Annotated in this window: 13 protein-coding genes and 1 tRNA gene; 5 read left to right on the top strand and 9 right to left on the bottom strand. The window is 61.6% G+C overall.

Features of this window, described 5'->3' with window-relative positions; all coding sequences use genetic code 11:
• The first annotated feature begins 123 nt into the window (after nucleotides 1-123).
• The gene (locus tag HMPREF2896_RS12010; protein ID WP_070719632.1) at nucleotides 124-1,323 is read left to right on the top strand and encodes an IS1249 family transposase; all 1,200 of its coding nucleotides are present in this window, start codon (nucleotides 124-126) and stop codon (nucleotides 1,321-1,323) included.
• A gap of 175 nt (nucleotides 1,324-1,498) precedes the next feature.
• Here the strand turns inward: HMPREF2896_RS12010 and HMPREF2896_RS12005 are convergent.
• Both HMPREF2896_RS12005 and HMPREF2896_RS12000 read right to left on the bottom strand, forming a co-directional pair.
• Nucleotides 1,499-1,575: transfer RNA gene (locus HMPREF2896_RS12005), tRNA-Met, on the bottom strand.
• Between the two features lie 155 nt (nucleotides 1,576-1,730).
• Nucleotides 1,731-4,709, bottom strand: coding sequence for a UPF0182 family protein (locus HMPREF2896_RS12000; protein WP_070719631.1), 2,979 nt, complete (start codon nucleotides 4,707-4,709; stop codon nucleotides 1,731-1,733).
• A 123-nt stretch (nucleotides 4,710-4,832) separates the two neighbouring features.
• Here HMPREF2896_RS12000 and HMPREF2896_RS11995 point away from each other — a divergent pair, with 123 nt between their 5' ends.
• Together HMPREF2896_RS11995 and HMPREF2896_RS11990 are read left to right on the top strand one after the other, a co-directional pair.
• Nucleotides 4,833-5,423, top strand: a complete 591-nt coding sequence (locus HMPREF2896_RS11995; protein WP_070719630.1) for a PPA1309 family protein — start codon at nucleotides 4,833-4,835, stop codon at nucleotides 5,421-5,423.
• Nucleotides 5,424-5,500: 77 nt separating this feature from the next.
• The gene (locus HMPREF2896_RS11990; RefSeq protein ID WP_070446105.1) at nucleotides 5,501-6,181 is read left to right on the top strand and encodes a prolipoprotein diacylglyceryl transferase; all 681 of its coding nucleotides are present in this window, start codon (nucleotides 5,501-5,503) and stop codon (nucleotides 6,179-6,181) included.
• A gap of 4 nt (nucleotides 6,182-6,185) precedes the next feature.
• Here the strand turns inward: HMPREF2896_RS11990 and HMPREF2896_RS11985 are convergent, their stop codons facing one another.
• A complete protein-coding gene (locus HMPREF2896_RS11985) occupies nucleotides 6,186-7,262 on the bottom strand; it encodes a YlbL family protein (RefSeq protein WP_070719629.1) in 1,077 nt (358 codons plus the stop codon).
• Nucleotides 7,263-7,355: 93 nt separating this feature from the next.
• Between HMPREF2896_RS11985 and HMPREF2896_RS11980 the strand changes: the two genes are divergently transcribed.
• Entirely contained in the window at nucleotides 7,356-8,783 is a 1,428-nt protein-coding gene (locus tag HMPREF2896_RS11980; RefSeq protein WP_070711150.1) for a zinc-dependent metalloprotease, read from the top strand.
• Here the strand turns inward: HMPREF2896_RS11980 and HMPREF2896_RS11975 are convergent.
• Entirely contained in the window at nucleotides 8,780-9,277 is a 498-nt protein-coding gene (locus tag HMPREF2896_RS11975; RefSeq protein WP_070644078.1) for a M48 metallopeptidase family protein, read from the bottom strand. The genes HMPREF2896_RS11980 and HMPREF2896_RS11975 overlap by 4 nt on opposite strands.
• A gap of 72 nt (nucleotides 9,278-9,349) precedes the next feature.
• Between HMPREF2896_RS11975 and HMPREF2896_RS11970 the strand changes: the two genes are divergently transcribed.
• Nucleotides 9,350-10,180 (top strand): hypothetical protein, encoded by an 831-nt coding sequence (locus HMPREF2896_RS11970; RefSeq protein ID WP_070446114.1) that lies wholly within the window; start codon nucleotides 9,350-9,352, stop codon nucleotides 10,178-10,180.
• 6 nt (nucleotides 10,181-10,186) lie between these two features.
• Here HMPREF2896_RS11970 and HMPREF2896_RS11965 read toward each other — a convergent pair whose 3' ends face one another.
• The 5 genes from HMPREF2896_RS11965 to HMPREF2896_RS11945 are packed head-to-tail and all read right to left on the bottom strand — an operon-like array spanning nucleotide 10,187 to nucleotide 20,480.
• Nucleotides 10,187-12,238, bottom strand: a complete 2,052-nt coding sequence (locus HMPREF2896_RS11965) for an ATP-dependent DNA helicase UvrD2 (RefSeq protein ID WP_201829624.1) — start codon at nucleotides 12,236-12,238, stop codon at nucleotides 10,187-10,189.
• On the bottom strand, nucleotides 12,210-12,944 hold the full coding sequence (locus tag HMPREF2896_RS11960) for an NAD(+) diphosphatase (protein WP_070719628.1): 735 nt from the start codon (nucleotides 12,942-12,944) through the stop codon (nucleotides 12,210-12,212). Before HMPREF2896_RS11960 ends, HMPREF2896_RS11965 begins: the two co-directional genes overlap by 29 nt.
• A complete protein-coding gene (locus HMPREF2896_RS11955; RefSeq protein ID WP_070446120.1) occupies nucleotides 12,944-14,056 on the bottom strand; it encodes a potassium channel family protein in 1,113 nt (370 codons plus the stop codon). Before HMPREF2896_RS11955 ends, HMPREF2896_RS11960 begins: the two co-directional genes overlap by 1 nt.
• A 42-nt stretch (nucleotides 14,057-14,098) precedes the next feature.
• Nucleotides 14,099-17,311, bottom strand: coding sequence for an ATP-dependent helicase (locus tag HMPREF2896_RS11950; RefSeq protein ID WP_070719627.1), 3,213 nt, complete (start codon nucleotides 17,309-17,311; stop codon nucleotides 14,099-14,101).
• Entirely contained in the window at nucleotides 17,304-20,480 is a 3,177-nt protein-coding gene (locus HMPREF2896_RS11945; RefSeq protein ID WP_371325893.1) for a PD-(D/E)XK nuclease family protein, read from the bottom strand. Before HMPREF2896_RS11945 ends, HMPREF2896_RS11950 begins: the two co-directional genes overlap by 8 nt.
• Between the last annotated feature and the right edge of the window lies 1 nt (nucleotide 20,481).

Raw genomic sequence — 20,481 nt, 5'->3', positions numbered from 1 at the left:
GAGGTAGGAACTAAACCCAGGACGCTTCAGATTTCACTTATCCGGAGGGATAACCCAGCCTCGGGCCGGAAATACCGCCGGGGAAGTGCCAGTGTGCTAGCTGCCTAGGTTCACGATGAGAGGATGAGTAAGAATCATCCTCGATGCCCTGTCTGTAGCGGGGTATGCATCAAATACGGAACGACAAATACCGGTCGCCAACGATGGCGATGCCGCACTTGCAAGGCCACTTTCACCCGCACCAATGACGACGCAGTTCAAGCAAAATGGTTTCGCCTTTTCATCTCTTGGCTCATGTCAGGCCACAGCCTGGCAGAGACAGCTAAGACCTGCGGAGTTTCATCACGAACTCTGCAACGCCGGTTCAAAACGTTTTGGCTTATCCAACCTCCCCGAAGCGTTGATAAGCAGCGAATCTACGACCAAATCTTCATCGACGGCACCTACTTCAACACCAAGTGCCTTGTCGTAGCTGCTGACTCCTGCCATGTCATCAACTGGTTCTGGTGCACTAAGGAATCCTCTTGGTCTTACATGCGCCTGCTAGACGAGATAGCCCCACCACAACTGGTGACCTGTGATGGGGATTCCGGAGGACTTAAAGCACTACGCCACTTGTGGCCTGATACTCCAGTTCAACGCTGCATTGTCCACGTCAAACGCAACATTCAACGCGCCACAGGCCTGCACCCCACCTCGCCGATGGGCAAAGCACTGCGACGGCTTTCCTTCGAACTGCTAGCCGTTGACAACCTGGATGAAGCAGCCGAATGGACTGCCAAGCTACACCAATTCGGCACTGTATTTAGCGCCCAGCTCAAAGCCAAAACTTACGTCAAAGACGTCCCTTTCGAGCAGATTCCTAAATCCAAACGCGGCAACAAAAAATGGTGGTACACCCACGATGTTCACCGCGGAATCTACCTACAGCTGAAGAAAATGAGTCAACACGGACACCTCTTTGCCTACCTCACCCAAGCTAAAGAAGGCCAACGCTTAGAGCGCACAACCAACAGCCTGGAAGGCGGAGTGAACTCGCAAATCAAGAAACTGATGCACGCCCACCGAGGACTACGCGACGAGCAACAACGCATCGCCTGTGACTGGTGGCTGTACCTACACACGCAGCTGCCTGGCGACCCCGTAGAAATCGCCAGGCAGCAAAACTGGGGCCAGGACGCACTCGCCAAAGCACAAACCCTAGCCAACCAGGAAACACAAGCCACCAGCGGCCACGAAGACGGCCGACCAGCAACCTACGACAGCGCCATCGACACTGCCTACAACCACTCTATGGGAATACGCAAAGGTCACATACGCTAAACCCCAACCCCCACCAACACAATCTGTCGTTTAACTCGACACGCCGGAAAACAACACGTTTTGTCGTTTAGGCCCCGATTTTGAGCCCAGTGCACCATCTAGTGCACCAAGTGGCGATTTCAGTACAAAATGAAGAAGACCCCTACCAGGATATTCCCTGGTAGGGGTCGGAAGTTGGTAGCGGGGGCAGGATTCGAACCTACGACCTCTGGGTTATGAGCCCAGCGAGCTACCGAGCTGCTCCACCCCGCGTCGAGATGTACTTCCAAACATCAAGCGCTCTGCACACTGTCCCGTGTGCTGGCGACGGATGTAACTATACAGACACCTTGGCGCCTACCCAAATCCCCTGGGCAGGCGCCATTTCATAGGTGAGGCGCCGAGTTTTCGCCGGCACCTATCCGGACTTACTGAGACTGCAGGGAGCGGTAGTCCTCCACTGCCTTATCGAGCTCGTCCAGGGCCTTGCCGTACTCCTCAAAGGAGCCGTTCTTGGCCTTGTCTACACCATCGAGAGCCTTGTTGATGGCGTCGATAGCCTCGCCCTCGTCAGATGCCTTCGGAGCGGAGGCCGGTGCGGAAGACTCAGAGTCCTTCTCTTCGTCCTTCTTATCGGCGGCATTGGCCTCCTCGTCATCCTTCTCCGTCTGCTTGCCGGAGTCACCCTCAATTTCGGTGATGTCCTGGGCGGCCTTCGGGTCGATGCCGACCTGCTCTAGGGCCTCACCAATCGTCGGCGCATAGCCCACGCGCCCCTTGTAGGACACCAGCACGCGCAGCAGCTTCGGGAACGCAGACTCCTGGCCCTTGCGCTGCGAGTAGATCGGCTCCAAGTAGAGGATCTCTCCCCCACCCACTGGCAGGGCCAGCAGGTTACCGTTCTTCAGGTCATTCGAGCCCTGCCACAGTGTGCGGTCACGAGCCACCTGATCAGAAGACATCATGGCGTCCTGCGCCTGCTTAGGGCCTTGGGTCTGGGTATTCGTCGGCAGCACGCGCACGGTGATATCACCGTAGGTCTCCGGATCAGACGACACCGCCATGTGTGCAGAGAGGAACTGACGGTTCAGACCGCGGTAGGAGGTGATGAGTTGGAAGCTCGGCTTGTTGGTCTCCGGGTCGGAAGCCAGCACGTAGTACGGCGGCTGGTTCAGCCCCTGGGATTCACCGGCAGTCGGATCCTCCGGCACGGACCAGAAGGCGTCGTTGTTGAAGAAGACGCCCGGGTCATCTACGTGGTACTTGGCCAGCAGGTTGCGCTGCACCTTGAACATGTCCTCCGGGTAGCGCATGTGCTGACGCAGCTCGTCGGAGATCTCCGACTCGGGCTTGACGACGCCCGGGAAGACACCCTCCCATGCCTTAAGCACGGGGTCTTCGGTGTCGAACTCATAGAGATCGACGGTGCCATCGTAAGCGTCGACAGTCGCCTTCACCGAGTTACGGATGTAGCCCACCTGGTCGTTAACCAAGCGCTGCGTCGTGCCCGTCGGGTTCTGTGCGTCCTGGGTGGTCTCCGTCAGGGAGGTGCGCTGCGAATACGGCAGGGAATCCAAGGTGGTGTAGCCATCGACAATCCACTTGATGCGGCCATCGATGACCGCCGGGTAGGTGGAGGAATCCGTCGTCAGCCAGGGAGCAACCTTCTCCACGCGCTCGCGCGGGTCGCGGTCATAGAGCAGCTTGGACTCCGGCCCCACGCGGTCCGAGAGCAGGAAGTTGAGTTCCTGGTACTTCAGCGCAAAGGCAGTGCGGTCAACAATGTTGCCGATGTCGACGCCACCCTTGCCGTCATAGGTGTAGGTGGAGGTATCGGTGTCGTATTCGACGGACTCATCACCCGTCTTGCCCACGATGGCGTAGTCCATCCCATCCTGGGCGCTAGCGATCACCGGGCCGAAGTAGGTTCGCGGCTGGTCCACCTTGATACCGAGGGATTCTTCAGCATTCTGGGTTTCGCCCTCACCCTCGGCGTCCTTGCCCGCCTGGGTCTGCAGGTCCGCCACCGTGAAGATGGGGAAACCACCACGGGCCGAACCGGCATCACGAGCTACCTCATCGACTGTGTTGGCCTGCGCCGCAATGAAACCATTGCCGTGGGTATACACGGTGTGACGGTTAATCCAGTTCTGCTGGTTCTCCTGCAGCTCGTTCGGGTCCAGCTCGCGGGCTGCGACCACGAAGTCACGGAGTTCGCCATCGATTTCATAGCGATCCATCGCCAGCGTCTCTGGGAAGCCGTAGAAGTTCTTCAGCTGCTGCATCTGAGTAAACGTCGGCGCCAGAATGTCCGGGTCCAGCAGGCGCAGGTTGGAGATGGTGGAGTCATCCGAGGCAACCTTGTCATCGGCGACGTCCTCCGCGCCCCAGTTCTCCTCGTAGGTCACCTTGTCGCCTGTGAGGCCATAGGCAAAGCGAGTGGACTCGATGTTGCGGGAGATGGACTCCGCCTCTTTAGCCTGGCGGTTCGGGTTCACGGAGAAGCGTTCCATGATGAGCGGCCAGCCTTGGCCAATGACCAAGGAGGACAGCACCATGAGCACCACAGCAAGGCCGGGGATGCGCAGGTCCTTAATGACCACTGCAGAAAAGATCGCCACGGCCACGAACACGCCGATGATCATGAGGATGATCTTTGCCGGCAGGTAGGCATTGATGTCCGTGTAGGAACCACCCGTAAACAGCGAGTGCTGGTTGTACAGCAACTCGTAGCGCCCCAGCCAGTAGCCAGCCACCTGGAGCAGCATCCAAATGCCACCGGTGACGGCGAGCTGCGTGCGCGCTGCTTTCGACAGCGAACCACGCACGCCTGCGGCGCGATTGCCCAAGCGAATGCCGCCAAGAATGTAGTGCCCCACAAGTGCGATGAGGAAGCACACTGCGACCAGCATGGAAGCAGCGCTGACCAGCATTGACCACACCGGCAAACGGAAGGCGTAGAAGCCAAGGTCGTGGTTGAACTGCGGGTCGGCCACCCCAAAGTCATGAGAATTGAGGAAGAGCATGACGGTCCGCCAGTTGGCTTGCCCCAACAGGCCGGAAACGACGCCGACGAGCACCGGGATGACCTTGAGGAAGACACTCATCGTGCTCTCAATGGACTTGCGGTACTGATAAACGGGGGAATTGAAGTCCGCCATGTCCATCGAGTCACCGCGCCCCCGCCACACAATCAGGCCCGCAACGTACGTAACAGCCGCTGCTACGAGGCCGAAGAGGATGAAGAGGACGATGCGCGTCACCAGGGTCTTGGTGAAGACCCCACGGTACTCAATCGCGCCGAACCACTTCCAATCCGTGTAGAAGCCCACCAACATGGGGCCAATGAACAAGAGGACCGCGATGATGGCGACAACCCACGAGAGAAATTTGGGCGGACGTTTCATCGGGGCGGCGGGTCGGTTGAGTCCGGAAGCCAACTCCAGCTCCAATCAAGTGTCGTGCGAATATAGAGGTATCAAGCTTCTAGTCTAGAGAAGCACTATGACCGTCAACGAACAAGGACGCTTATGAGTTCCCAACCTTCCTCCCAGCCCGCTGTACACCGCGCGCTCAACAAGGCGATGCGCGAGGCCGTGGATTTCATCCACGCCGAAGGCTGGGATGCGCCTCCTACCCTTTTTGCTCTCGTCCCTACTGAGCTGGTGGCCGCCCAGCTTGGGGACGTCGATGACTCCTCTCCCCTCACCCTCGTGGTGCAAGAGTTGCCGGAAGGCATCGAACCGGGATCGGAGCACCTCGCGGACTACGTCTCGCGGCTAGCATGGCCGCGGGAGATCGCCGGCGTCATCCTGGCCCAGGAGATCATGTTTAAGGACACCTCAGACGCCGCGCTTAGCGACGCCCGCCCCGCCCGCCTCTTCTCCGGAGTCCTGCGGGCTACCGCCCTGGACGGAAGCTCCACAGCCGATGCAGAGAGTGTCGACAACGATGGCGCGGAGCTCACCCTGCTGCAATTGCGTCCGACCGAGGAGGAACTAGCGGAGGCCGGCCCCTTCGCAGAAGACGATATCCAATTGCGTGGCGGACCGAATGTGGCACCGGGGGTCATCGCTGCGCTGCGCTACGGGTTGGAGCAAGATCCGGAGGAAATGCTCTAATCGACTAAACTCAGACTGCAGTGGCCATTAACGCTCAGCTCTCGGGGCTGGGCACGCAATTGATAGAGGAGTCTCTCGTGCGCTTGACATCCCGCTTCACCGCCGCAGCTTCGGCCGTGCTTGCCACCGGCTGCCTGCTCTCCGCATGTGGGAAGGACGATGCCCCCTCCCCTGACCCAGCGCCTGCGAGCGAAACAACCACCGCCGCCGCGGAGAAGACCAGCGCGCCGGCCCCGGCCACGTCCGCCGAGGAATCCGAGACGACCTCTCCTGCCGCCTCTGAGTCTGAGACCAGCTCAGACGCGAAGGATGAATCCTCAGCCCACAGCTCCGCCGACCGCAAAGACAAAGACAAGGACGCCAGCGAGTCCGCGGAGCCCAGCGGGGCGTTTAATGCTTCCGTGGAGCAAGCTTATGAGATCTTCGGCGGGCTCGTACCGGAGGGGATCTTCGCGCAATTCGACCGCTGCGATCCCAATGGCGTGACGGATTCTTTCAACTGCTCTGGCTCGGAGGTAGGCCAGTTCCAGTTCTTCAAGTCCAAGACCAAGGCTTCCCAAACCACCCAGGTGCTCACCGAGCTGCGCAGCTCCCGCGTCATCGAGGACAGCGGCAACCGCGTCGTGGGCTGGTCCATGCTGGGCAACACGGCCATCCTCACCGTCGTTGACAACGATGAGGGCCTTATCATGCAGCAGATGATCTCCACGGACCAGGACGATCCGGAAGAGCGCCTCAAGGAGCTAGGCCTGGTTTAGCGGGCTAGCCTTCACAGGTCTCGACGGGCCTGCCCTCCGCAAAATCCTGCATGGCCTCGATGGCATCATCCAGCGTGTGGACCTTAGCCACCACCATGTCTCCGGTATCGCGGCTGACTGCCTCCGCGCAGTTGTCGGCTGGGGCGAGGAAAAGCTCAGCGCCCGCTTCCTGAGCCGCGTGAACCTTGTGGACGATACCGCCGATGGGGCCGACCTCGCCGTCCTCACCTATAGTGCCGGTGCCGGCGACAAACCGGCCGCCGGTGAGATCTTCGCTAGAGAGCTTGTCAATCACCGCCAAGGTAAACATCATGCCGGCCGAGGGGCCGCCGACGTCCTGCAGGTTGTAATCCACCGTGATGTCCTCGGTGGGAACCGAGGTCATAAGGATGCCTAGCAGGGCCACGTCCTCCTGCTCGGGGTGGGAGCCGAGGGTGACCCCGACAGTCTTTTCCTTGCCCTTGCGAACAATGCCTAGCTCCACCTCATCGCCAGGCTGAAGAGCGCGAATCTTCTCTTGCACTTGGCCAGGCTCCGTGACCTTGTCACCGTTGACGGTGGTGATAATGTCGGCGTCGTCAAGCGCGCCTGCTGCGGGGCCGTCATCGAGTACTTGTGCCACCTCGATTCTCACCGGTTTGTCCAGATAGTCCATGGCGGCGACCGTGGCCGCCGACTCGGACTGGGTAAAGGCCTGCTGATTGGCCTCCTGGACCTCCTTATCTGTCTTGCCCTGCGGGATAACATTCTCGATGGGGACGATGGTGTCATCCGTAAATAACCACCGCCCCAGGGCCTGGGCCAGCGTCATGTTGGTGCGCACGGAGACCGTTGTCATGTTGAGCTGCCCCTCCGGCTGGAACGTCTCTGGGGCTTCGACGTTGACCACCGGCTCACCTTCCACCTCGCCCAGGGTATCCACGGTAGGACCTGGCCCCTCGGCGGCATAAGGCACCGACAAGGTGATATCGGTGCCGGGAATGTGGTCGATGCTGAGCAGGGCTCCCGTCAGCACCACCGGGATGGCTCCCCACGTCAAAGTGGACAAGCGGCGGGTTCGGGGGTTCTGCGGAGTTTTCACGGAGGATCAGCCTACAGCCTTGTGGAGCTTGTTCGCTCTCAGCGTTGCCGTGGTCCTAGAATCCGCGCTAGGAAACCTAGTAGATTGGGGTCCATGAGCAACGGATTCGGTTTTTCCTTCCCCAATAACGACGATGACGATGATAACGATCGTCGCGACCAGAACCCGTTCGGCGCCTTCGGCTTCAGCGCAGGCAACGGTGGCCTAGGAGACCTGTTGAATCAGTTCGGCCAGATGCTCTCCGGCATGGGTTCCTCCATGAACTCCCCGGAGGGTTCCGGCCCGGTCAACTATGACTTGGCCAAGCGCATCGCGCACCAGCAAATCTCCCGCGACAAAGAGGTCAGCGAGCAAGACCGCACCGCCGTGCAGGAAGCCGTGAGGCTAGCGGAACTGTGGCTAGATGATGCCACGATCCTGCCCACCGCATCCGGCACCGTCACCGCGTGGAATTCCGCGCAGTGGCTGGATGAGACGCTGCCGATGTGGCAGCGCATGGTCACCCCGGTTGCGGAGCACATGAACTCCGCGCAGCTGGAATCCCTGCCGGAGGAAGCCCGCGAGATGATGGGCCCGATGACCTCGATGATGAACTCGATGTCCGGCATGAACTTCGGCATGAAGCTGGGCCACGCGCTGGGTGATCTGGCTGCGCAGGCATTGACCGGTTCTGACTTCGGCTTGCCTGTCTCCCCCGCAGGCACCACTGCACTCCTGCCGCACAATATCCAGGCCATTGCGCGCGATCTCAACGTTCCGGGCCAAGAAGTGCTGGTCTATATCGGTGCCCGTGAAGCCGCCCGCCAGCGCCTGTTCAAGCATGTGCCGTGGTTGGTCGAGCGCCTCGTCTCCTCCGTTGAGGAATACGCCATGGGCTTGGTTATCGATACCTCCCATATCGAGGAAGCTACCCGCGAGCTCAACCTGGAATCCGGTGACCCTGAGGCCATCCAGGACGCGATGAGCAAGCTACAGGGCATGGACTTATCCCCGCGGATCACCTCCCGCAACGCAGTCGCGGCTTCTCGTCTGGAGACCCTCTTAGCACTCGTCGAGGGATGGGTTGAACACGTGGTGACCGAGGCCCTGGGAGAGCGCATCCCGTCCACGAAGGCAATGACCGAGGCGTGGGCGCACCGCCGCTCCACTGGCGGCTCCGCAGAGAAGGCCTTCTCCCAGGTCGTCGGCATCGAGCTCAATGCCCCGAAGGTGGAGGCGGCCGCTGAACTCTGGCGCCGCGCCACCGTCGCGGTGGGCGCCGACAAACGTGACTCCGCCTGGGACCACCCGGATCTTCTGCCCACGGCCGAGCACCTGGAGAACCCTGCGTCCTTCATCGACGGTTTGCTCGATGACACCCCTGATGAGGGCTTTGAAGCGGAGTTCTCCAAGCTGGAGGAGATGCTCCGCCAGCAGGATGCCGGGGGCGATGCCAGCGATAACACCGGCGACAGCGCTGGCGAGGACACAGACGCCGACGGCGACGACAATAAAGAGGACAAGCCGGGCGAAGAGAACTAGCGGAAACGCTGGTAAGCCTCAAGATATCCTTTCGCGCGCTCGGCTTTGGGCGCGCGGTCAGCCCACTCCCAGAAGTCCGGACCATGACCCGGGATGAAGGTGTGCGTTAACTCGTGGATGATGACCGCGTCGAGCACATAGTCGGGGACGTCCTGCAGCCGGTCAGAAATCCGAATATCGCCCGTTGAGGTAGTGCAGCTGCCCCAGCGGGATTTTTGGTTACTCACCCACCGGATGGAACCCACCGTGGCGCGGCCCTCCAAAAAGCGGGCATTCAGTGTGCGGGCGCGGTCGGCCAGGGAATCGTCGGAAAGCTGCGAAGAGGTGTGCTTTTTGCGCACCTTCGCCACGATGCCATCCACCGCTTCGCGCTCTTCCGCCGCTGACATCCACGCGGGGATGCGCACCTCCAGAACACCGTCGACCACGCGGGCTTGGACGGTGCGACGGCGCCGTGCCGAACGGATGACACGTACCTCGGGATTGCTCGACATGACAGGGCATTCTACCTGTGGTGCAATGGTGTCTACACACACCTGGGGTGGGGCACAACGGGGAGGACAGTCTTGAGTGCACAGACGTACATGCTGGCGCCGGAAACCACGATTCTTAAGCGCGAACCTGGAATGCTCCAGTGCGGGATGGATGCCACGCGCGTCGGCGTGTTTGAAGCCCACCCGCAGCTGGCGGGCTTGCTCAACAGGCTGCGCACGCCGCTGACCCGACAAACTATTGAAAAGTCCATTGAGAATACGGGCATGAGCCCCTCAGCTGCCCGCAGCTTAGTGGAGGATCTGATTAGCTACCGTGTTTTGTGGCCGGCGCCCCGGCCGCAGCGTGTGGCTGTGCTGGGGACCTCCGCCCTGGCCAATGAGCTGCGCGACGTCCTGCTTGGTGATTCCTTCCAACCACGCTCTCCTCTCCACAGCGAAACCCCTGCCGAGTACATCGCAAACGTGGCCGGGCACCTGCCTATCGTGGCTGTCGACATGCTGGATGGCGCCACGGAATGGGCACAAGCCCTGCGCAATTCCCCAGCCACCTGGTTGCCGGTATCTATGATCGATGCCCGCGGCATCATCGGACCAGTTCGCATCGACGGGGCTGGCCCCTGCCCGCTGTGCGCGCATCTGCACCGCATCGAATCAGACGAGCTATGGCACGAGGTGGCCCACCGCGCCGCGACAGTGGAAGCGCCGGGCGACCCCATCGTGCGCACTGCGATAGTGATGCATGCAGTGGTGATTATTCGCCGGCTCTTGGGAAGGCCGGCCCCGCCAGGAGCGCCCGGTGGCAAGCCGCTCGCCGGCGAACTCACGGAGATAGACCTCTACGGCCTAGAGCAACGGAGGCTTCTCATGGAACATCCTCGCTGCACGTACTGCGCTGCTTCTTAGTTCCTCTTAGCCGCGGGAAGAAGCAATGATCTGCAGAACCTCCGCGCCATAGCGCTCCAGCTTCGAGGGGCCCACCCCGGAGATATCCAGCAGCTCCGCCTCGTTGGCTGGAAGAGCCTCCGAAATCGCTTGCAGGGTGGCATCAGAAAAGACGACGTAGGCAGGAACCTGAGAGTCCTTCGCCACCGACGCCCGCCACGCGCGCAGCGCGTTGAAGACATCCTCATCACCCTCATACTCGCACCACTCGTGGCGGCCGAGGACCTTCTCTGCCGGGCTGCTGAGCTGCCCCGAGCACACTCGGCAACGGCGCGGGCGATAGCGACGGTTCGAGGACTGGCTTTCCTCGATTCCCGGGACCACGCCGTCCAGGAAGCGGGTTCGCTCACGTGAGGCCCGCGAACCAGTGGTCTTAGCCAGCGCCCACGACAAGGCTAGGTGCTCGCGTGCACGGGTAATACCCACGTAAAAGAGGCGGCGCTCCTCCTCCACGTGTTCATCGCCGGCTTTGATGGCGTGGTTAATGGGCAGGAGTTTTTCGGTGAGACCTACGAGGAACACCGCATCCCACTCCAGGCCCTTGGCAGCGTGAATGGTAGCGAGGGTCACGCCCTCCATCGTGGGGTTGTGCTTGTTTTCGGAGCGGCGGTGCAGCTCTCCTAGCACGCCAGGCAGGTCTATCCCCTCGTGGTCCTCCACGATCTGCGCGATGAGGTCCACCAAGGCCGTGAGCGACTGCCAGCGCTCGCGGGCCTGCGCACCCTGCGGTTCCGTGGCGGACAGCCCCAGCTCCACGAAGGCCGCACGTGCCACAGCCACCGGATCATTCGGCAAATCATCGCGGCGCGTGGCAGCGATGAGCACGCGGATGGCCTCTAAAATCTCTGGGCGGCGGAAGAAGCCTTCGCCACCGCGGACTTGGTAAACCACTCCAGCGTCAGCAAGCGCCTGCTCAAACTGCTCTGATTGCGCGTTGATGCGGTAAAGAATTGCGATTTCGGAAGCCTTCACTCCCTGGTTCAGCAGGGTCAGAACCTGGCCCGCGACCTCCTTGGCCTCAATCTCCTCAGACTCATAGGCCTTAAACGTGGGCTCGGGTCCAGGCTCGCGCATGCCCTGCAACTCCAGGCGGGTCCCCGCCGCGCGGCCCGTGGCCTTCGAGATGACCTCGTTAGCCAGGTCCGTCACTTGCGGGGTGGAGCGGTAGTCTCGCTGCAGCTTGACCACGGTGGCCTGCGGGTAGGTGCGGGAAAAATTCAGCAGATACTCCGGGGAAGCACCGTTGAAGGAATAGATGGTCTGGTTGGCATCGCCCACGACCGTCAGGTCATCGCGCTCCCCCAACCAGGCCTCCAGTACTCGCTGCTGCAAGGGGGTGACGTCTTGATACTCGTCCACCACAAAGGTTCGGTACTGCTCACGGAAGACCTCCGCCACCGCAGGCACGTTCTCGATGGCGCCGGCGATGTGCATGAGCAAGTCATCAAAATCGAGGTACATGAGATCCGGGGTGGCCTTCATGTCCTCATAGCGGCGGAAGACCTCCGCCACCTTGGCCGGATCCCCCGGCGCCTCGCGGTCCGTGGATTCGATGACACCGGGATAGCCCTCGGGGCTAATCAGTGAAGACTTTGCCCATTCGATTTCCCCCAGGAAATCACGAATGGTGTCCTTGTTGTTGTCCAGGCCAAGCGAGCGGACCGCGCGGCCGACCAGGCTGAACTTGTTGTCAATGAGCTGCCAGGGCAGATCCCCAGCAACCTGCGGCCAAAAGTACTTCAACTGGCGGCGCGCTGCGGCGTGAAAGGTTTGGGCTTGTACTCCCCCAACGCCCATCTGGTTGAGCCGCTCGCGCATTTCACTCGCGGCGCGAGAGGTGAAGGTGACGGCCAGAACGCGCTGCGGGTTGACGAAACCCTGGTCCACCATGTGAGCGATGCGATAGGTAATCGTGCGGGTCTTACCCGTTCCGGCACCCGCCAGGATGCAGACTGGGCCGCGCGGTGCCGTGGCTGCGGCTCGCTGGTCTTCATCGAGCAGGGACAGATCCGGTCTCATCACCGTGGAACCACTCCATAATCATCGTGTGTGCAATTGAACCCTTGCGGGCAATGGTCAGTTCTGGCAGCTCAGCGCGGGACACCCACCGCACTTCTGCGAGCTCTTCGTCAGTATCGCACACGGGCTGGACATCCTCCGTGACCGCGGAAAAGCCCACCATCAAGGAGCCACTAGGCGGCCAGGGCTGTGAGCCCCAATAGGAAACTGACTCAACGCGACGACCGGTTTCCTCCAGTGCCTCGCGGATCATCGCTTCTTCAAGGGTCTCGCCGGGATCGACATAGCCGGCGATGAGTGAAAAGAATCCTGGACGGTGACGGTTGCGAGCCAGCAGGATACGGTCCGACTCCGCGTGGTGAATGATGCCGATGACGGCGGGATCCAAGCGGGGAAAGACGAGGCGTTCGCCATCGTGTCCCACGGCCCCGGGCGCAGGGTAGGACAGCTCCCGCCCAGTGCGTGGATCAAAGCGCGCTTCCCGACGGTTACGGATCAGATGCAGGGCTTTGAGAATGTCGCGCTGACCGTTAAAGAAGGTGGCATCGCGCAGTGTACCGAGCCGCTCGGCGGCCTCGGACTCCACCAGGAAAGCGTGAATATCCCCGGCCGCAACCACGATCTCCCCCGTCGGCTTAGCCAGAAAGACCGGCTGGCCTTGTGGCGATACCGGGACAAGGCCAGTCTCGGTGACGGGCAGGAACATTAGTTGCCTTCATCCTCGTCTTCATCGGTATCTTCCGCAGCCTGCTGCATCTCATGCTTGATATAGAGCAGGCGGTCACCAGGCTTGAGTGCATACGCGTCTGCCGTATCGACACGGTGTAGCTCGTTGTTGCGCAGAACCGCCAGAACAATGTCGGCGAGGTGACGTGGATTGGAGCCCACTTCGAATTCGCGCACCGCACGCTCGGCCACGGAAAAGCCCTCGTTCGGCGAGAGGAGGTCCTCCATCATCTCCACCACCGTCGGTGTCACGGTGGCTAGGCCCAGGAGACGTCCGGCGGTCTCTGCGGAGGTGACCACCGAATCGGCACCGGATTGGAGGAGTAGGTGGCGGTTCTCGGATTCACGCACGGAAGCGACCACCTTGGCCTTGGGGTTGAGCTCGCGCACGGACAAGGTACACAGCACCGCGGTATCGTCCGTGGACGGAGTCACCACCACCGACGAGGCGTGCTGCGCGCCGGCGATGCGCAGCACGTCTTGCTTGGTTCCGGAGCCGTAAATGGTGACGAGGCCGTGGTGCTCGGCGCTGGCTAGGGCCGCGCGGTTGTTGTCAACAACCACGATTTGGGAGGCGGGAACGTCATCGGCGATGAGGGCGGCGACCGCACCAGCGCCCTTAGTGCCATAGCCGATGACAACGGTGTGGTTACGCAATTGCTTTCTCCAATTCTGGATTTCAAAGGTGCGGCGGGCTCGATCCGTCAGAACCGACAAGGTAGCACCGACCAACAAAACAAGGAAGAGCAGGCGGGCCGGGGTAACGATAATGAGGTTGATGAAGCGCGCGGTGGGGGTGACGGGAACGATATCGCCATAGCCCACAGTGGTCAACGACACCGCTGAATAGTAGGCGGCATCGAGGAAGGACAGGTCTTCGCTGTAGCCATCACCGTCGAAAAAGACGATGATGGTGACAAAGACCATCAGCCCCATAGCCCAGATAACTCGGCGCGCCAGTTGCTTCCACGGGCTGGTGCTCGCGGTACGCGGAATCGTGATGACGTCAAGCAGCGCATGGTCAGGCTGCGAGGTCAGCTCTACCTGCGACAAGAAACGCGACGTAATGCGTTTGCCTAAGTGCTTGGGCACGAAGCGCCAACCTCCCTAGATGATGCGGATTTCCTCGTGAGACTACCTTAGACTCAACCCTGGTGACGTGGAAACTGCAGAGCTTAAAAGCTCAGCCAACCGTGGCCCGGTGGGCAAGTCCTCCGGCTCCAAAAGATAGTTCTCATGCACGTAGTAGAAAGCCGCGCGGACAGTCTCCACGCCATGGATGCGCCGCCATGCCTCCGCATAGACGGCGAGCTGAATCTGCGCCGAGTACAGAGCAGCACCCTGGGGGCGGCGGCCAGTCTTCCAGTCCACGATGAGCCACGAGCCATCCGGCTGTTGGAATACCGCATCCATGCGGCCGCGGACGACGGAATCCCCAATGGTGATCTCGAAAGGGGCCTCTACGAAAGCCGGCGTGCGCTGTGCCCACTCCGAGGCTAGGAAGGACTCCTTGAGGGACTCCAAGTCGTGGTCCGGTTCATCGTGAAAACCGGGCAGCTCATCCTCCCCCAGCAAGGCAGGCGCGCCGAAACGATCCTCCAGCCACGCGTGGAAAGCAGTGCCGCGCTTGGCGTAGGAATTAGGTTTGAAGGGGATGGGGCGGCGCTGGCGGCGTGCGAATTGGGTGGGGTCTGCCGACATGGCCACCATGTCAGAGGCCGTCAGCTCGCCGGGTAGTTCTACATCGACCACCGGGGCCTGCAGCGCTTTGTGCTCTTCAATGAGCGCGCTCGCCTCTTGTTCCCAGAGACCGAAGACTTCGCCATCGCGCAGCGGAGGGAGGTTCTCCATTGCCGCGCGTACCGCCTCTGCTGCCTGCAGCGCTTCCGACTGCGGGTTCAAAGAAGGGAAAGAGGCCTCAACTGCACCTCCTTCCTCCTCTTCCACAGGGATGTCGGGGATATCCCAATGGACAATCAGCTCCGGATGCTTATCCGCTAATAACTGCAGGTAGGAATAGGGGCCCTTCTTGCTCTTTCCCTTGAGTCTATTCGTGCCGGAACCAGTCACCGTCAGCGTGGACTCGGTGCGGGTCATGGCCACGTAGAAAAGACGCGCCGCTTCCTCTGCTTGGAACTCGCGGTTCTGTTCTTTGAAAGCCGTGCACGCCTTATCAAAGTCAGAGCGCGTCACCGCATCCTCGGGCACATCGATGACGTCCTCGTCACCTGGGGCCTTTTCGATCTTGGTCAGGAAGGTCTCCGCCTGCGCCTTGTAGCTCGAGGAATCCGCATGCGCCACGCAGACGTGTTCCCATTCCAAGCCCTTGGCCTTGTGCACCGTCATGATCTGCACGCGGTTGCGCACAAGCGGGACCTCTCCCAGCTCGAGCCCGTCTTCCTTCTCCTTAGCCAACTCAAGATAGTCCAAAAGGCCAGCCAAGCCATCACCGTGGAAGCCCGCGACAAAGTCGGCGAAGGCGTCGAGGTGCGTTGCCCCGCCCGGCTTGCCTGAGGCGAGGACTTCGGTGCGCAAGCCGAAGAGAAGCTCAATATCGGCCACGATGTCGTTGAGAGTCTTGCCCAAAGAATAGGTACGGAGGTAGCGCAGCTTAGAGGAGACCTCCTCCATGCGCTCCAAGCCTTCGGTGCTGTAGCGATCGCGTTCGCCGAGGTCTGCGAGGGCGTCGGCAAGCCCCAGCACCTGGTCCGGCCCCTCCGCGGTAATCTCCTCAACCTGGGCGGCTAGGTGCGCCAGGGGATCACCGCCTTCCCACCGCGTGCGGCCTTCGGTGGCGCCGGCGAGATTACGCTGACGCGAATGCAGCACCTGGATATCGGCGATGCCCAGACCGCACATCGGTCCGGTCAGCACACGCAGCGCCGCGGCGGTGTCTTGTGGACGCACCAAAAGCGTGGCTACCGCCACAAGATCTTGGATCTCCGGCTGCCAGAGAAGTCCACCGAGGCCGAAGATCTCGTTGGGCACACCGACCTCATCCAAGGCAGCGGCGATCAACGGCGATTGCTTATTGGTGCGCACGAGTACGGCGGCATTGAAATCCTCGCCTTCCGGCGTGGACTCATAAAGCTGGCGGAGATGCTCAGCGATGAAAGCGCGCTCCTCGTCCTCAGAAGCGAAATAGCCCAGCTCTACCTTGCCGGCCGGCGCGGTGGGCTTGGGCGACAGCTCATCTACTGGGCGCTCGCCGGGGCTTGAGGAGAAGAGCTTCGACGCCACGTCATTAGCCAAGCTGAGTACCGTCGAGGGATTACGCCAGGAGGTGGTGAGTTGATCCTTCGGGGCCGGGGTGCCGTCCGGCTGCGGAAAGTCCGTGACAAAAGCTTCCAGGTTTTCCGCCGTCGCGCCACGCCAGCCATAGATGGACTGCATGGGGTCACCCACCGCAGTAACTGATAGACCCTCACGCTCGCCACCGAAGAGCGAGCGCAGCAAGATGCGCTGCGCATGGGAGGTGTCTTGGTACTCATCCAGCATGATGACGCGGTAGCGCGCGCTTTGTTGCTCGCCTAAGAGCGGGAAGTTCTTGGCCAGCGTGGCGGCGATGGACATCTGCTCACCGAAAGTGATGACCCCGCGCTCCGCTTGTTCCTTCTTGAGAGCTTCCACCAAGGGCAGGTACTCCAGGCGCAGGCGTTGGGTATCCAGGTATTTCTGCAAGTCCTTGCCGAACTCGCCTTTGGTCCTCTTGCTCTTTTCTAGGTCCTCAGCGGTCTTGCGGAAGATGTCCTCGTGCTCATAGAGATCCTGCGGATTCTTAAGCTCTCCGTCCATCGTTTCCGCGAGCTTGAGCAAGATAGCGGTGACCGTGGCCACCGCATTATCTGTGCTGAGCGAACCCGAGTAATTGCTGACCACCTCGTGGGCGATGGCATAGCGTTCCGCCTCGGTGATGATGCGGGCATTCGGCTCGACCGGCATGAGCAGGCCGTACTCGCGGACAAGATCGCCCGCATAAGAGTCATAGGTGGACACGTTTGGCGCGATATTTTCCACTGCTTCTGCCGCTGGGCTGCCCGGGGCAAGGATTCCAGAGGAACGCAGGGTTAGCAGCTGGCGGCGGATGCGCTGCTCTAGTTGCTGGGCTGCCTTGCGGGTAAAGGTTAGGCCAAGGACTTGCTCAGGCCGCACGAGCCCATTGGCCACGAGCGATACAACACGCGAGGCCATCGTCTCCGTCTTACCAGCGCCTGCGCCGGCCACGACGAGCTTCGGTCCAAGCGGGCCATCAATAACGGCGGCCTGTTCCGGGGTGGGCGGAAAGGGCTTGCCCAGCGCGGCAGCCAGCTCCTCAGGGCTGAAGTGTTGAGCGGGATTCTTAGGCATCGGTCACCAGACCTCCTTCATTCATCACAGGGCAGATAGAGCGGATCGGGCAGCGATCACAATCAGCGTTTTCACGTGCGGTCAGGTCCGGACCACGCAGCTCAGCCACGAGTGCGGGCAGCGACTGCGCAAATTCTTCGAGCTCTTCAGGAGGCTTGGTGGCTTGCTCCCGGGTGGACACGGCGGCAGTACTGGAGCGCGGATACACCAGAACACCTCCGCCACGCGGCAGGCCATCACCGGTCCGGATAGACACAGCCTGCGACTCGCCGCCAGGTTCCGCGGGTGCTGTAACAAGCGCGCCGTGTGCTAGCGCCAACTGATATGTCATGAGCTGGGTATTGTCTTGGGCGCGGGCCGCCGACGGGACTTTTGTCCCCGTCTTGAGATCCACCACGACATAGTCTTCCCCGGCCTTCGCCAACCGGTCAATGAACCCGCGAATGGTGACATCGGAGCCGATGTCCACGCTGACGGGAACCTCAACACCAACGGGTTCAAGTGATGTCGCGCTCGAGAGCACCCAACTATGAGTGCGGTCGATAAGGCGCTCGAAGTCCGCATGCTCAGCCTCGCGATGCCACGCTGGCCCCTCCACAAGCGCATCGAAGGCATCGAGCACAAGCCGCTTCGCAGGCTCGGCGGCAGCACCGCGCCCCAGCGCTTCCAAAAAAGCATGCGCCAAATTACCACGTAGCAGGTTGATGTTCGCAGAATCATCCTCCACGAGCTGCCCGAGCACCGCGTTGAGCGGACACGTGAGCAAGGCATCGACCCGGGATGGCGACACCGTGCTCGAACCACGCAGCGGCAATTCCGAAGCCACGCCGCGCGCGGCCCACCACTGATCCGGATGCGCCCCAGGGACCCCAGCCTCCGCCAAACGGGCCAACTGCCGGACCGCCTGGGAACGTTCCGCCTCATTGGTCTCCGGATCAGTTGCACAACGGCGCAGTTGCGCCACAAACGCGGGCACCGAGAGTACGGAGACATCGAGAGGATCGAGCTCTTCCTCCCCACTAGCAGCACTGGGCAGCGTCACCGGATTCGGCTCCGGCACCTCGAGGCCCAACTCACGTGGCCAGGCCTGGCGTGCGAGGCGCTTGCCCGCCTCCCGGCGCGCTTGTGCGCCGGGAACATCAACGCCGCGAGCGGAAAGGAACTCGTCGATGAAACGCGAGGGTTCTTCCACGACATCGCTCTCCGGTGAGTCCACCGCCACGATGAGCAGCCGTTGCCGGTGACGGGTAGTGGCCACGTGGAAGAGACGGCGCTCCTCCGCCAAGCGCCCCGACACGTGGCTGACTGGGGTGCCGGGAGTGATGCCGCGATCCAGCACATCGATGAGATCTTCTTGCCCAAAAAGAGAGCCGGTCTCCCCTACCGAGGGCCATGTTCCTTCCTGAACGCCCGCCACGATGACGGTGTCCCACTCGCGCCCCACTGCGCCGTGCGCGGTGAGGATTTCTACTGCATTGGGCAAGGCCGAGCGGCGATCCCGCACGCCGGTGGGCAGTTCTTGCTCCGTGATGTGCAGAATGAAGGACTCCAACGACGCCGCCGGACGACGCTCGGCGTAATCGCCGGCGGCGTCGAACAAGGCCATCATCGCGTCCAAGTCACGGTCCGCCTGCGAACCCGCGGCACCGCCGCGCAGGGCTGCTGCCTGCAGGCGCGTATCCAAACCGGTGGCTTGCCACACTTCCCACAGGACTTCCTCAACGGCAGCGCCTTGCTGCAAGGCCACGCGCCCGGCAGACAGCACCCCGCGAATACGCGCCAAAATCGCTTCCTCGCGCTCGGTGAGGAGGTTATTGAAGTCCGGCAACTCACCGTCCAGCAACTCCCGCAGTGTATTCATTCCGCGCTGCTCCGGCTTCCAACGGCGCAGGCCGCGGATGAGCCTCCGCAGAGTCACCGGATCAGCGCCGCCCACGGGACCTGTAATCAGGTCCTCGAGCTCCACGGGCTCAAGCTCATTTTCCAGAGCACGCAAAGCCAGAAGTACTGCTTTGACCAAGCGCTGCTCAGCGAGCACCACGTCCGTGGGGTTGATGTGCACCGGCACGCCAGCAGAAAGCAGCGTGCGACGGGCAGATCCAATATCCCCGGTAGAGCGCACGATCACTGCGATATCACGCCAGTCCACGCCGTCTTCTAAGTGCCGGCGGCGAACCGTATTGGCCAGGACATCACGCAAGGTGCCGCGGGAATCCACGACGCTCACGCACGCCGGGGACGGCCTGCGGTACGTAGAACTCAGGCGAAGTTCGTTCTCTGCTTTCCAGGTGGTGAGGAATTCCGAATTAGCACCACGGAAGGCGAAAACCGCTTGGTCGGGGTCACCGCCGATCACGGTGAGGCGTGCAGTTTTCGCCAGCTCCGCGATCAGCTGGCCGGAGGTCGGGTCCAGCAACTGCGCGTCATCGACCACGATGGTGTGCCACGGGTGCTCGCGCAACAGCTCTGGGCGCAAAAGCACTTGGCTGACCAGCTCCGCAGCGGAATAGGAATGCGAACCCGCCAGCGCTTGAGTGCGCTCGTACTCGCGCAGGAAGTCTCCGGCAGCCACCCACATGGGCCGGCCGTAGCGTTGTCCCAGCTCCTCCAAGTCCGTCGGTCCCAGCCCCCGTTCGATGGCACGCAGCAACAAATCACGCAATTGGCGCGCAAAGCCCACATACTCCAGGGCCGGGCGCATCTCCTCTGGCCACGCGCCCCGGCGATCGGCCGCATGGCCCTGCAGCAGCTCACGGATCACTGCATCCTGTTCCGCACCAGTGATGAGACGCAGCTCCTCCTCGCTACTGTGGCGCAGAAGCGCAAAAGCCAATGAGTGCACCGAGCGCACCATCGAAGTCTGTGCGGCGTAGTCATCGAGGTTTTCTGCTAACTCCCGGCGCAGCAACGAGCCGGATTCCTTGGATGGGGCGACGACGAGGATGCCGGAGGCATCGGCTCCAGCATTGAGTTGGGCCAAGACAACGTCGATCAGCAGGCTCGACACCCCTGACCCTGCCGCACCCAGCACCCGCCAGGTACCTTGCTGTGGCAAAGGAACATCCCACTCGCGCGACGTGGCGCGGCGGCTTCGGGGAATGAGGCGGACTTCCGGCGAGGGAGGAAGCGTGACGCCGGTACGTATGGGGGATTCGCTGCTGTACTTCACG

The organism is Corynebacterium sp. HMSC069E04 (assembly GCF_001813175.1).
GTDB classification, from domain to species: domain Bacteria; phylum Actinomycetota; class Actinomycetes; order Mycobacteriales; family Mycobacteriaceae; genus Corynebacterium; species Corynebacterium aurimucosum.
Note: the sequence above shows the minus strand (reverse complement) of the source record. Positions and strands in the feature narration are given on the sequence as shown.